This is a genomic window from Epilithonimonas zeae, assembly GCF_900141765.1.
Classification (GTDB): Bacteria; Bacteroidota; Bacteroidia; order Flavobacteriales; family Weeksellaceae; genus Epilithonimonas; species Epilithonimonas zeae.
The window spans coordinates 969,352-982,005 of the sequence record NZ_FSRK01000001.1 but is presented as its reverse complement, the minus strand read 5'-3'; the positions used below and the strand labels follow the sequence as shown (position 1 = coordinate 982,005).

Sequence of the window (12,654 nt, the reverse complement as noted above, 5' to 3'; positions counted from 1 at the left end):
TTATAAATATTGTTTCTTGATTTTAGCTTCTGGTTTTTCACAGAAAAGATAAAGACAAAAAAGAAAAAACCACTCTAAAGGCTTCATTAAAACATAAGTAACATCAGACGCTTTTTGGTTATTGATTTTTATTGATAGATTATAACCATATTTGTCATAATTAGATCTTACAAACTGATGAATTTTTGGAGACCAATCCGCAATCAACTCCTCAAAAGCATTGGCAATCTGCAATTGCCTGTTAACAATAATTGGTTGACCGTGACGTTTTCCGATATGGGTTGGTTTTACAAGTTTCGGATTTCCCTTCGCTGAAACCGTACATAGATAATGTCCTTTATGATCCAATATAGGAGGATGGGTTTTCTGCGAAAATGCCCAGGTTGTGGTATCGGTAAATACTTTGACCATAGAATTATAATCTTGACCAAAAAGAATCAGAATTAATGTAATCAAGAAAAATACCGGCAATAAAAAGAAAATTGCCCAAATGTGAACTTCATATTTTTGAGATAGAAAAAGATTACATCGATTTAGAAACACACTTTTGAAACTTCTGTTTTCAGCTTGATTTTTTTCCTCAGAAATAATTTTATTTAAAAGTAAAATACCGATAATATTACTAATTAGCGTTGCTGGAACAAAGAAGAAACTACCGTCATTACCTTTATAAATACTAAGACTTTCTGTATTGTGAATGCTAAATTGAAGTAGCAATGCAAAATTGATGATTATCCCAATGTAGATGAATATCAGACAAAATACCAAAAACAAGGGTGGACTTTTTCGACTTTTGATCCAAAGTACATAAGCTGAAATATGATATAGAAAAAAATATAAAAGTAAAGAGATAATGTGTTTCCCACCAATAGGAGAATAGCATTCGTCCACCGGATCTATAGCTGTATGATAATCCTGAGTGTGGAACATAAGACCAAATGCAAAAAACAACAAAGAAAGAATGTAAATAAAAAATAAAACAATCTCTCCCCAGATTTTCTTTTTGTTGACCATAGCTTTGACCGCAAAAAAGTTAAATACCAAAAACAAGATCCAAAAAACACAAAAGACTATTTCTGACATCAGATTCTTTCTTTAATTATAAAATATAAATAGCAAAATGTTTGTAAAGTAAATGTAAAAAGAAAAAATTCTTAATCAATATAAAACATTTAAAATCAAATTCTAAGATAAATGTGAATAAAAAGTGCTGATGTACGATGGTTACAATGCCATCATTGGCGTCACTGTTCAGAGGAAAATAAATGAGTTGAACACTAAATGAATGAAGAAAAACAAAGTAAACCTTAATAATGAACAAAATATTCTGAAATTTATATGAATTAGTATAATAGATCCTGATTTTTTTTAATTATTAAAAAGCAAAAAAACGATGAAACGTCATTTTCTCATATTATTTTTATTTTTCGGATTTGGTAAACCTTTAATGTTTAGTGCAGGTGAAAAACATTTTTTACTGCTCAAAACTTAAAGGACTCTTTTTTGAAAAACTTAAAAATAATAGACAGACTCAAGAATTTGTCAAAATTATTTTAATTCACTCGCTGTCATCAAAATACCAAAGATGTTTTTATATTTGATGAAGAATAAAAAACTATGGAAAAGAAACTCAAACTTTGGGACGCTGTGATGATCGTAATGGGCTCGATGATAGGAAGCGGGATTTTTATCGTGAGCGCAGACATTATGCGAAATCTCGGTTCTGGTTACTGGATGATTGTTGTTTGGCTAATCACTGCAGTGATGACTGTAGCAGCAGCTATTAGTTATGGCGAATTATCAGCAATGTTTCCAAAAGCAGGCGGGCAATATACTTACATCACAGAAATTTTCGGGAAACCAATGGGATTTCTTTATGGCTGGGGAATGTTCACAGTCATTCAAACCGGAACAATTGCTGCGGTTGCTGTTGCGTTTGGAAAGTTTACAGCTTACTTGATTCCAAGTTTAAATGACGCTGCTCCTATTTTTCAAAGTGGCGAATTTAAAATTACCTGGATTCAGATTCTGGCGATTGTTGTGATTCTGTTTCTAACATTTGTAAATACGAAAGGCGTTCAGTTCGGTAAAATCCTTCAAAATGTGTTTACTTCATCCAAAATCATCGCCCTTCTTGGTTTGATTGTTCTTGGTTTTGTTTTGATTTCTCAATCCAATTGGAGCTCTAATATGAGTTTCGGTTGGGATGCATTCCAAAACCTGAAGCAAACCGAATGGAAAAGCATTTCCGGTGCAACTGTTTTGGGCGGAATTGCTGCGGCAATGGTTGGTTCGGTTTTCAGTTCTGTAGCTTGGGAAAACGTAACTTTCATTTCTGGAGAAATCGAAAATCCAAAAAAGAACGTTGTAAAAGCAATGATTCTGGGAACTTCTGCTGTGATGATTCTTTATCTTTTAGTGAATTTCGTTTACCTCAATGCACTCGACAGAGATTCTATCGCTTTTGCGGCGAATGACAGAGTTGCAGTTGCTGCAGCCGAAAAAATGTTCGGAAATGCAGGAACGATTATCATTGCGATTCTTGTGATGATTTCGACTTTTGGCTGTGTGAACGGAATTGTTTTAGCAGGCGCAAGAGTTTTCCAGACTATGGCAAAAGACGGATTGTTCTTGAAATCAGCCGTTGAAAATAACAAAAACGGGGTTCCTGAAAAATCACTTTGGATGCAGGGAATTTGGGCAAGTTTGCTTTGTCTTAGTGGACAATACGGCGATTTGCTGGATATGATTTCATTTGTGATTGTTTTGTTTTATATGATTACAGTTTTTGGTGTCATCTATCTGAGAATCAAAAAACCTGAGCTGGAAAGAGGTTACAAAACCTTTCTTTATCCTTTCACGCCTATTCTCTATCTTTTGATTGGAACGGGATTTTGTATTCTGTTATTCATTTATAAACCGCAATATACTTGGCCAGGATTGGGATTGATTTTGCTTGGGTTGCCTGTGTATTTTTTTATTAATAAGAAAGTTATTAACCTTGACAACACTCAAGATGAAGATTAAATTTTTATTGATATTAATTTTTTTATCTGTTAAATTTTCAGCTTGTAAATGTCAAAGAGATGTTATAGCTCAAGATTATTTTGACTCTGATGTTGCTGGAATTATTACAATTGAATCAACTTATGGAAATGAAGAGCGAAATGACATAATGTCTGGTGTAAGAATTTATAGAGCTAAAATAAGTTTTGACAAATTATACAAAGGAAATAAATTTGAAGAATTAGTAATCCTTGGTAGCACTACAAATGCTCGTTCTGGAGGTTGTGAAAAGCTTGTCAAAGCTGGAGAAAAATATCTTCTTCTTACGAATAAAAACCAAAATGGAGAATATGTTATGTCTCTTTGTAGCAGTATGTATAAAATTTATGATAACAATCTAAATGAAGTAAATAAATACAGCAAACAATTCCATTATTTAAAGAAAAACAAAAACCTCTTCAAAGATTTAAAATTTGTAGATTATGAGGATAAATCAGAAGGCTGGAATAATATAGAAAAGAATACTACAAATGAATTTGAATCTGTTTTTGGAAAACAAATAAAAAATAAATTTGGAGTTTATAAAGTCAAGATAGATTCTGAAAATAATATTGTAGAAATACAGTCCATAAAAAAAATTGGAATTAATGAAAGGAAAATGCTGACATTAATAAAGAAAAATATTAGGATTGAAGAAAATCCTAACTCAGAATATCTATTATTTTTAGATTTTTAATTCTTAAATAATGTCGATAAATTTAAATTCAATTTTTTCAAATTTAATCTCAAAATATTCCGATAATGAAATATTAAAAACTGATTATTGGAAAGAAATAGAAAAATCTTATTCTCAGAAAAGCAGAAAATATCACAATCTCATTCATCTTGAAAATATGATTCTTGAATTGGAAGAAGTGAATGATAAAATTTCAGATTGTGATTCTTTACATTTCTCCATTTTCTATCACGACATTATTTACAAAGCGACATCAAAAGACAACGAAGAAAAAAGTGCAGAAATAGCAAAAATCAGACTTGAAAAACTAAATATTCCTCAAGAAAAAATAACTCTAATTTACAATCAAATTCTTGCAACAAAATCCCACAAAAAAAGTGAAGATTCTGACACCAATTTTCTCCTTGATGCAGACTTAGCAATTCTCGGTCAAGATTGGAAAATCTACGAAAATTACACCCAACAAATCCGAAAAGAATATTCAATTTATCCAGACTTTATGTATAAGCCTGGGCGCAAAAAAGTATTGATTCACTTTTTAGAATTCGAAGAAATTTTCAAAACAGATTATTTCAAAGGTAAATATGAAGAAAAAGCAAGAGAAAATATTCAAAGAGAATTAGAGATTATTTAACTCTCCAACAAAAACTCCTTATAATTCCCCAAAAACTTAACATCAGCGCCAATCGCTCTCAATTCATCAATCGAATTAATGTAAAGCACATTATTCCAATCTCCAACAACGGTTACAAAAAAGAAATAATTACCGAGTTTGGTTTTCAAAGTTCGGGATTCGATTTTGCTAAGGTTCATATTTCGCCACGCAAAAACCGATAAAACCTGATGAAGTCCACCGGCGTGGTCTTGAGGAAGCGTAATCAAAAGTCCGGTTTTCTTTCCGGAACTGTTTAAATCGCTGTCAAAACTTTCCTCACTTTTAGAAATAACAATGAATCTCGTATGATTCTCTTCAACATCGTGAATATTGCCGTTAATGATTCTCAATCCGTATAATTCTGCAGCAAATTTGTTTGCAACAGCTGCAATTTTTCTATCCGGATTTTCAGAAACACGTTTTGCAGCAGCTGCCGTAGAAGCGAACTCCTGTTTCGGAACGTCTGGATAATTTTTATTCAATGAATGAAAGCTTTGAGCTAAAGCCTGCGGATGAGAATAGATTTTCTCAATCGGGTTATCATTTTCTTGACTTGGATGAATCATCAAATGATGCGCAATCGGCATTACAGCTTCAGCTTCAACTCGGATTTCAGGTGTCTGATAAAGATAATCCAAAGTCATAGAAACCGTCCCTTCTATCGAGTTTTCCAAAGGAACAACCGCTTTATCAACTTCATTATTCTGAACCGCAAGAAAGCAATCTAAAATATTAGCTTTCGGAATCAATTCTTCGTTTGGGAATAATTGAGTCGCGGTCAACTGCGTAAAAGAGGCTTCGGGTCCTAAGAATGCTATTTTCATACTGCGAAATTAAAGATTATTCTGATTTTTTGGAGAAATCAAAATTAAAATTTGCACTTACAATAAAACCATTGTTGTACTGGAACACATTTTTGCCTTCCACTTCCCTTCCCAACTGTACAATCTGATTCAGATAACCACCTTCTACTCTCACCAAATCATTAAATTTATAACCTAACAAAACTCCGATTCGGTTTTGGTCAAAAACATTCTCACCGACATTTTTCCCGAATCCAATCATCACCTCATCATAAACTGCAACATAAGGCGTTTTTGATGCAATCGAAGTTCCTTTCAAAGGCATTTGCAAACGAATCATATACCGCGCTCTGTTCATAAAAGGATATTGGTCTTCCGAGGTCAGATTGGCATTAGAATATCTCCCAACCCAGCGTTGTTCCAGTATAAAACGGTGTGACAAATCGATTTTTCCAATCTTGTCCGTCACAGTTGTCATTTCGTAAATCCTATGTTCTGTGAAGTCTTTCCCCATTCCGTTCAACGGGATTTCGCCGTAAGGAAAAGTCTCTGCCCAAGCATAACCAAGTCGTAATTGCAGATTCGGGTTTGCCTGATAATTGATTCCCAGACGCAAAAGACTCTGTTGCCAGGTTGTGATATAATCATTTCGTCTCCACTGATATTCGGTGTGGATGGAAAATCTGGAATCTAATTTGAAAGTTCCGTTGTAAGCGTACCAGCCAATATTGTTGTGGTTGCTGATTCGGTTTTGTGCGGAAAATGAATTTGAAATTAAAACTAAAAATAATGCGCTAAAGAATAATTTTGCTTTAGTGAAAACCATATTGAATTGTTATCGATTTCAGCAAAAATAGGGATTCAGAAAGGCAAAAGCAAATTGGTTAAACTGTGTTTTGTTTTAAGGCAAAGGCACAAAATATTTAAAAAGACAGCAATAATTTTAAGGCACTTAGATTTTAACTTCGTTAAAATCTAATTAGTTTCTATGATGTTTGTATTTTTTCTTAAATCAAAAACAATTTTCAACACATTTTACAAATAGCACATTATTTGTAATTATTCCGAAAAGTAAAAAATGGAAAAGGAGACGAAAAAGAAAATAAGACCTAAGCAAAAACAAAGACGGCCGGGATTGGAAAAGAAAATGAATCCAATTCCTGAAACTGATCCAATCAATTATCCGAAAGAAGGAAAATTAAAAAATAAAGTCGCTTTAATTACAGGCGGAGACAGTGGGATCGGGAAAGCAGTTGCGCTTCTGTTTGCAAAAGAAGGCGCCGATATTATTATCGCTTATCTCAGCGAGACCAAAGATGCAAAAGAAACTCAAAAAGAAGTAGAAGCTTATTCCAGAAAATGCACTTTGATAAAAGGAGATTTGGGAAAAGAAAATCATTGTAAAAAAGTAATCGAAACTTCAATAAAGATTCACAATAAAATCGATATTATCATCAATAATGCTGGTCTACACTGGGAATCAGAATCTATTGAAGAAATTTCTACAGACCAATTGATAAGAACATTTCAGAATAATGTTTTTTCTTATTTCTGGGTTACAAAATATGCATTACCTTATTTAAATAAAGGTGCAAGTATTATCAACACTTCATCCGTAACCGCTTACCGAGGAAGTCCAAAATTAATAGACTATTCTGCTACAAAAGGTGCCATCATTTCTTTTACAAGAAGTCTTTCCGCTAATTTGGTTGATAAAGGAATCCGAGTAAATGCTGTTGCACCTGGTCCAATCTGGACACCACTAATTGCATCATCTTTCAAGCCCAAAAAGAATTCTGAATTCGGGAGTGATTCGCCAATGAAGCGTGCGGGACAGCCCAATGAGGTGGCTCCAAGTTTTCTATTTTTAGCCAGCGACGATTCCAGATATATAAGCGGTCAAGTCTTACATCCGAATGGCGGGGAAATTGTTAATGGATAATTTAAAATTTATAAATCACTAAAAATAAAACATTATGTCTACAGAAAATCTTACACAGCAAGAAGCAATTAAAAAAATTAAGGAACTATCTGAAAAAGCCAGGATTTGTATGTTCGCCACAGAACTAGACAGATTACCAGTCAATTCGAGACCAATGTCTTTGCAGGAAACCGACGACAATGGAAATCTTTGGTTCATCAGTAGCGAAACAAGCAATAAAAATTTCGAAATCAAGGAAGATAATCGCGTACAACTTTATTTTATGAACAACAGCGACTCCGAATATCTGTCTATCTATGGGGAAGCCTTTGTTTACACAGACCGCGCAACCATCGAAGAAAAGTGGTCGCCAATGGCAAACGCTTGGTTTGACGGAAAAGACGACCCGAATGTTTCCATCATCCGAGTTGAACCGAAAGAAACTTATTATTGGGACACAAAAGCAGGAAAATTAGTTAGTCTTTTAAGTTTTGCAGCAGCTGCAATCAGCGGAAGTAAAACCGACAATTCTGACGGAGTTGAAGGAACCGCAACGATTTAATAATTTCCATCAATCCTATAAAACTCCAACAAAAAATAATTTTTTTGGAGTTTTTTCATTATTAAGTTAACTTAAAAAATCAAACTTTTTTCAAAGTTTCGTAATTTTTAAATCTTTAAAATAGCCAATCGTTCCAATATCAACCCAAAGTCCGATACTTCCTGATTGCGTTTTTCCTTTTCGTTCATTCACAGCAAATGACGGGTGTTTTTGATTATTTACAAATAGATATGCTTTTCCATCTTTGAGTTCAATTCGTATTGTAATCCATTCATTTAAACCTGAATCTGCGTACGTTTCATATTGTCCTTTGAATTCCGGTTGTCTCAATTTTTCAAATTTAAAATCCGGATAAGCATAATATTGCACGCTGTGATTTCTCGTAAACTGCTGTTCAGACCTTGCTGCTTTTGGTCTCAAATAAATCGATTCAAAAGCAGAATTATCTTTATTAATATTAAAAGCTAAACCTATAAAACCCTGTGCAAACTCAAATGGAGAAGGGTTTTGAATCTGGCTGTACATTTTTACCTCAATGATTCCGTTTTCGATGTTTGCGTTGGCTAATTTTACGAAAGTTGCTTCGTCCACGGTATTTTCAAGATGATTCACGACAAAAGGTATTTTGTCTAAATCTCTTTTAAGCTTTAAAACTTTATGACCTTCAAAGTCAATGACAGAAGCTTTTACATTAGAAATTTCAAATTCTTTATTTTCAAATTGTATTGTTTGAGCAGAAAGTGTTGTAAAAGTCACGGCGATAATTGTTAATGATAATACTTTTTTCTTAAACATTATATTTTTCCTTTTGCTTCGGTTAATGTAACAGGTTTTCCCAACGCTCCAAACTCGTGCAGGTCGCCAAAAACTTCAATTCTTATGGATTGATTTATGTCACCGATTCTTAAAGGTTCAAAACCATTATCTTTTATTAAATCTTCCACTTCAAAATTGATACTTTCATCATCTGTAGCATAGAATAAAACTGATTTTTCCGGATTTTGATAAGCAGATTCTGATAAAGAGACCGCTCCAAGAGTTCCTAAAGCCTTCACTAACTTTGCATTTTCAGGTAAAAATTTTGAATTGATTTCTCCGGCAGATTCATTTTCTCCAATGATTTTTTTGAAACCTCCATTTTCATCCGGAGCAATTGGGTTGGAAGGGTCAACAATGATTTTCCCTTTCAAATCTTCCGCATATTCCTTTAAAAATCCTTCAATTGCTTCAAACGGAATAGCTAAAATTAAAATTTGTGCATTTTTTACAGCACTTTCAATGTCAATTGGCTGTGCTTTGTTTCCCAAATTTGCAGAAAATTCTTTTGCTTTTTCAAGATTTCTGTCCGCAACGAAAAATTCTCTTTGTGATTTTGCAAGATTTCCGGCAACTGCTTGTCCGATATTCCCTAAGCCGATGACGGCAATTTTTGATGTTGTCATTATGATTTCTTTTAAAATTATAATGCAAATTTCCATCAGAAAGAAGGCTTTTTCCAATGAACTGAATTAAGAAATAGTCTTAATCTGGATTAAGATTTTTCTTTAAGTAATTTTGCTTTTAGTTTACTTAAAAACTCGGGCGTAATTCCCAAAAATGAAGCGATTTGGGTTTGTGGTAGTCGGTTAGAAAGATGAGAATACCTGTCAAGAAAAGAAAGATAACGCTCTTCGGCAGTTGAGCTGATGTTTTGAAGCAGACGATTTTGCAGGGTGACAAAACTGTTTTCAATTAAAACCCTGAAAATTCTGTCAAATTTCGGAGCCGAAGTATAAAGTTTGATTAAATTTTCATAACTTATTTGAAGAACCATCGTATCTTCCAGCGCATCAATGCACAATTCTGAAGGTTTTTTCTGATGAAAGCTTCCGATATCAATCATCCACCAGTTTTCTGAAGCAAATTGCAGAATATGCGTATTTCCTTTTTCGTCAATTTTATACATTCTCAAACAGCCACGAACCACAAAATTAAATTGATTGCAGACATCATTTTCCTGCAAAACAAACTGTTTTTTTCTGTAAAGTCTCGATTTGAAAAGTTCTGTTACAAGTTGAGTTTCCTCAGCATTCAAAGGAATCGTTTTATTGAAATAATTAAGCAAAGGCTCTGTGGAAGCTTGAAGCAGATTTTCTTTCATCTGTAATTTTTACAGAACAAATTTAAACTAAGTTTTAACAATTGGTTAGCTTTTTGAATAGTAAATTCTAAACCAAACACCCATTTTGAAACTCATCACATTCACAAACAAAGGTATTTACTGTCCACAGGGGAAATTTTATATTGACCCTTGGCGACCCGTAGATTATGCGGTCATAACGCACGGTCACGCCGACCACGCCCGTTGGGGAATGAAAAAATACCTTTGTCATCATTTCACAAAACCGATTTTAAAGAAAAGAATTGCTGAAGATATTGAGTGCCAGACTTTGCAATATGGCGAAGTTCTCAATATCAACGGTGTGAAACTTTCGCTTCATCCGGCTGGACATATCATTGGTTCGGCTCAGATTCGGTTGGAATACAAAGGTTATATTAGTGTGATTTCCGGAGATTACAAAGTTCAGGATGATGGCTTGAGCACGCCTTTCGAATTGGTAAAATGTAACGAATTTGTCACAGAAAGTACTTTCGGGCTTCCTATTTACAATTGGCTCGAAGTTCCGGATTTGAATAAAAGACTTCAGAACTGGGTTTTGAGAAACCAAGAAAATCAGAAAACTTCTGTTTTCATCGGTTATTCTTTGGGTAAAGCACAGCGGATAATGAAAGCCGTTGAAGGAATGGGAAAAATCCACGTTCACTACTCGATTGGTAAATTAAATAAAGCCTTTGAAGAAGTCGGAATCGTACTTCCAGATTATGAAGTTCCCGATTTCAGGGAAAACATCAAACACGTTTCCGGCGATATTGTCATTGTTCCGCCAGCTTTGGTTGACAGCAATGTGATTAAGAAAATTCCTGATGCCGCAACAGCGATTTGTTCCGGCTGGATGCAGGTTCGTGGTGCCAGAAGATGGCGAAGTATGGACGCTGGTTTCCCGATGAGCGACCACGCAGACTGGAAAGGTTTGCTGGAAGCTGTGAAAGCAACGGAAGCAGAAATCGTACACGTTACACACGGACAAACCGAAGTTTTTTCGAAATATTTAAACGAAATCGGAATTAAATCTGATGTTGTGGAAACACTTTATGGAGATGATGATGAAGAGGTAACTGAAAAAGAAACCATCGAAAATTCTGACGTATGAAAAATTTCGCAGAACTCATCAACGCACTCGAAAGCACCAATAAAACCAATGCTAAAATCGATGCAATCATTGATTATCTGGAACGAGCGCCGGATGATGACAAACTTTGGTTTATCGCTTTATTTACAGGAAAAAGACCAAAGCGTAACGTGAACACCAATTATATGAAAGAATGGGCGTTGGAAATTACACAATTACCATTTTGGCTATTTCAGGAGAGTTATTCTTCGGTCGGAGATTTGGGCGAAACGTTGTCATTGATTCTTCCGCCACCAACAGAAAAAATCGAGAAATCTTTATCTGAATGGATGAATGAAATCGTCGGTTTAAAAAATAAATCAGATGCGGAAAAGAAAGAATTCGTTCTGAATTCCTGGAACGGTTTGGATTACACAGAACGATTGATTTTCAATAAATTATTGGGTGGAAGTTTCAGAATCGGAGTTTCAGATAAAACTTTGATTAATGCGTTGACAAAATTTTCCGGACAGGAAGCAAGCACGCTGATGCACAGTTTGATGGGAAAATGGCAACCTGATGAAGTAAATTTTAAGGAATTGATTTCGGCTGAAAACATTAATCCAGATAATTCAAAACCTTATCCTTTTTGTTTGGCTTATCCGCTTGAAAAAGACTTGGAAGATTTAGGAAAACCTGAAGAATGGCTCATCGAATATAAGTGGGACGGAATCCGTGGACAAATCATCAGACGGAATGATGAAGTTTTTATCTGGTCTCGTGGAGAAGAATTGGTTACCGAACAATTTCCCGAAATCAAAGAAGTTGTCCAGAATATGAAAGGTAATTTTGTGATTGACGGAGAAATACTTGCGGTAAAAGAAGGTAATGTTTTAAATTTTAACGAATTACAGAAACGATTAAACCGCAAAACCTTAACAAAAAAAATGCTCGCAGAAATTCCGATTGAAGTTTTTGCATATGATATTTTGGAACTGGAAGGAACAGATTTACGGGAAAAACCAATCTCGGCAAGACGGGCAATGCTGGAAGAATTATTATTAAATGAAAATCCTGAAAACATCAAAATTTCTCAAGCCATTGATTTTGAAAACTGGGAAGATTTAAACCAAATCAGAGAAAATTCCAGAGAAATCAACAGTGAAGGTCTGATGCTGAAGCAGAAAAACTCTCACTATCATTCAGGACGAAAAAAAGGCGATTGGTGGAAATGGAAAATCAATCCGTTGACAATTGATGCCGTGCTGATTTACGCTCAAAAAGGAAGCGGACGACGGAGCGCTTATTACACCGATTACAGTTTTGCTGTGAAAAGTGGCGATAAATTAGTTACTATTGCAAAAGCCTATTCCGGATTGACCGACAAAGAAATAATGGAAGTGAGCAAATTTGTGAATAAAAATGCAATTGAAAAATTCGGTCCAGTCCGAACTGTAAAACCTGAACTGGTTTTCGAAATTGCATTTGAAGGAATTGGTTTCAGCAACCGACACAAAAGTGGTGTTGCACTGCGTTTTCCGAGGATTTTAAGATGGCGGAAAGATAAAACTGTGGATGAGATTGATGATATTGAAGAAATTAAGAAATTGATACAGTAAAAATATAAACCACAAAAGTAACAAAAGCTAAAGTTTAAAGTGATTCTTGCTGAAAGTGCAAAAAAGTCTAGAATAACGCTTTTTTGAACTTTTCAAAAGCTAAAAGCCCATCAAAAACTTTTGTGACTTTTGTGGTTAAAAAA

The 12,654-nt window shown here is 34.4% G+C and carries 13 protein-coding genes; 7 read left to right on the top strand and 6 right to left on the bottom strand.

The genetic code is table 11. The features are described 5' to 3' along the window. On the bottom strand, positions 1–1,083 hold the full coding sequence (locus BUR19_RS04480; RefSeq protein WP_074233700.1) for a DUF6688 domain-containing protein: 1,083 nt from the start codon (positions 1,081–1,083) through the stop codon (positions 1–3). A gap of 534 nt (positions 1,084–1,617) precedes the next feature. Here BUR19_RS04480 and BUR19_RS04475 point away from each other — a divergent pair. Genes BUR19_RS04475 through BUR19_RS04465 form a run of 3 tightly spaced genes read left to right on the top strand, consistent with a single transcriptional unit; the run spans position 1,618 to position 4,376 of the window. After that, on the top strand, positions 1,618–3,027 hold the full coding sequence (locus BUR19_RS04475; RefSeq protein ID WP_074233699.1) for an APC family permease: 1,410 nt from the start codon (positions 1,618–1,620) through the stop codon (positions 3,025–3,027). Beyond that, positions 3,017–3,742, top strand: a complete 726-nt coding sequence (locus BUR19_RS04470) for a hypothetical protein (RefSeq protein WP_074233698.1) — start codon at positions 3,017–3,019, stop codon at positions 3,740–3,742. Before BUR19_RS04475 ends, BUR19_RS04470 begins: the two co-directional genes overlap by 11 nt. A 10-nt stretch (positions 3,743–3,752) precedes the next feature. Next, entirely contained in the window at positions 3,753–4,376 is a 624-nt protein-coding gene (locus tag BUR19_RS04465; RefSeq protein WP_074233697.1) for an HD domain-containing protein, read from the top strand. On the opposite strand, the gene pheA is transcribed toward BUR19_RS04465, so the two are convergent. Then, a complete protein-coding gene (gene pheA, locus BUR19_RS04460) occupies positions 4,373–5,221 on the bottom strand; it encodes a prephenate dehydratase (RefSeq protein ID WP_074233696.1) in 849 nt (282 codons plus the stop codon). The genes BUR19_RS04465 and pheA overlap by 4 nt on opposite strands. 16 nt (positions 5,222–5,237) lie before the next feature. Then, a complete protein-coding gene (locus BUR19_RS04455; RefSeq protein ID WP_074233695.1) occupies positions 5,238–6,026 on the bottom strand; it encodes a DUF2490 domain-containing protein in 789 nt (262 codons plus the stop codon). 252 nt (positions 6,027–6,278) lie between these two features. Between BUR19_RS04455 and BUR19_RS04450 the strand changes: the two genes are divergently transcribed. Further along, complete coding sequence (locus BUR19_RS04450; RefSeq protein WP_074233694.1) at positions 6,279–7,142, top strand: SDR family oxidoreductase; 864 nt, start codon at positions 6,279–6,281, stop codon at positions 7,140–7,142. Between the two features lie 34 nt (positions 7,143–7,176). Further along, entirely contained in the window at positions 7,177–7,683 is a 507-nt protein-coding gene (locus tag BUR19_RS04445) for a pyridoxamine 5'-phosphate oxidase family protein (protein ID WP_074233693.1), read from the top strand. Between the two features lie 90 nt (positions 7,684–7,773). On the opposite strand, the gene BUR19_RS04440 is transcribed toward BUR19_RS04445, so the two are convergent. From BUR19_RS04440 to BUR19_RS04430, 3 genes are all read right to left on the bottom strand, one after another. After that, positions 7,774–8,478: a hypothetical protein gene (locus BUR19_RS04440; protein ID WP_139297261.1), complete on the bottom strand. Its 705-nt coding sequence runs from the start codon at positions 8,476–8,478 to the stop codon at positions 7,774–7,776. After that, positions 8,478–9,125, bottom strand: a complete 648-nt coding sequence (locus tag BUR19_RS04435; protein WP_139297260.1) for an NADPH-dependent F420 reductase — start codon at positions 9,123–9,125, stop codon at positions 8,478–8,480. Before BUR19_RS04435 ends, BUR19_RS04440 begins: the two co-directional genes overlap by 1 nt. An 89-nt stretch (positions 9,126–9,214) precedes the next feature. Then, on the bottom strand, positions 9,215–9,823 hold the full coding sequence (locus BUR19_RS04430; RefSeq protein ID WP_074233692.1) for a Crp/Fnr family transcriptional regulator: 609 nt from the start codon (positions 9,821–9,823) through the stop codon (positions 9,215–9,217). Between the two features lie 85 nt (positions 9,824–9,908). Between BUR19_RS04430 and BUR19_RS04425 the strand changes: the two genes are divergently transcribed. Next, a complete protein-coding gene (locus tag BUR19_RS04425; RefSeq protein ID WP_074233691.1) occupies positions 9,909–10,934 on the top strand; it encodes a ligase-associated DNA damage response exonuclease in 1,026 nt (341 codons plus the stop codon). Continuing rightward, positions 10,931–12,511 carry an ATP-dependent DNA ligase gene (locus BUR19_RS04420; protein ID WP_074233690.1) on the top strand — a complete coding sequence of 527 codons (1,581 nt, stop codon included), beginning with the start codon at positions 10,931–10,933 and terminating at the stop codon, positions 12,509–12,511. Before BUR19_RS04425 ends, BUR19_RS04420 begins: the two co-directional genes overlap by 4 nt. The last annotated feature ends 143 nt before the right edge of the window (positions 12,512–12,654 follow it).

Bases quoted from the DNA above. Each gene is read 5' to 3' on its own strand.
- BUR19_RS04480 (WP_074233700.1), bottom strand. From the start codon at position 1,083: ATGTCAGAAATAGTCTTTTGTGTTTTTTGGATCTTGTTTTTGGTATTT.
- BUR19_RS04475 (WP_074233699.1), top strand. From the start codon at position 1,618: ATGGAAAAGAAACTCAAACTTTGGGACGCTGTGATGATCGTAATGGGC.
- BUR19_RS04470 (WP_074233698.1), top strand. From the start codon at position 3,017: ATGAAGATTAAATTTTTATTGATATTAATTTTTTTATCTGTTAAATTT.
- BUR19_RS04465 (WP_074233697.1), top strand. From the start codon at position 3,753: ATGTCGATAAATTTAAATTCAATTTTTTCAAATTTAATCTCAAAATAT.
- pheA (WP_074233696.1), bottom strand. From the start codon at position 5,221: ATGAAAATAGCATTCTTAGGACCCGAAGCCTCTTTTACGCAGTTGACC.
- BUR19_RS04455 (WP_074233695.1), bottom strand. From the start codon at position 6,026: ATGGTTTTCACTAAAGCAAAATTATTCTTTAGCGCATTATTTTTAGTT.
- BUR19_RS04450 (WP_074233694.1), top strand. From the start codon at position 6,279: ATGGAAAAGGAGACGAAAAAGAAAATAAGACCTAAGCAAAAACAAAGA.
- BUR19_RS04445 (WP_074233693.1), top strand. From the start codon at position 7,177: ATGTCTACAGAAAATCTTACACAGCAAGAAGCAATTAAAAAAATTAAG.
- BUR19_RS04440 (WP_139297261.1), bottom strand. From the start codon at position 8,478: ATGTTTAAGAAAAAAGTATTATCATTAACAATTATCGCCGTGACTTTT.
- BUR19_RS04435 (WP_139297260.1), bottom strand. From the start codon at position 9,125: ATGACAACATCAAAAATTGCCGTCATCGGCTTAGGGAATATCGGACAA.
- BUR19_RS04430 (WP_074233692.1), bottom strand. From the start codon at position 9,823: ATGAAAGAAAATCTGCTTCAAGCTTCCACAGAGCCTTTGCTTAATTAT.
- BUR19_RS04420 (WP_074233690.1), top strand. From the start codon at position 10,931: ATGAAAAATTTCGCAGAACTCATCAACGCACTCGAAAGCACCAATAAA.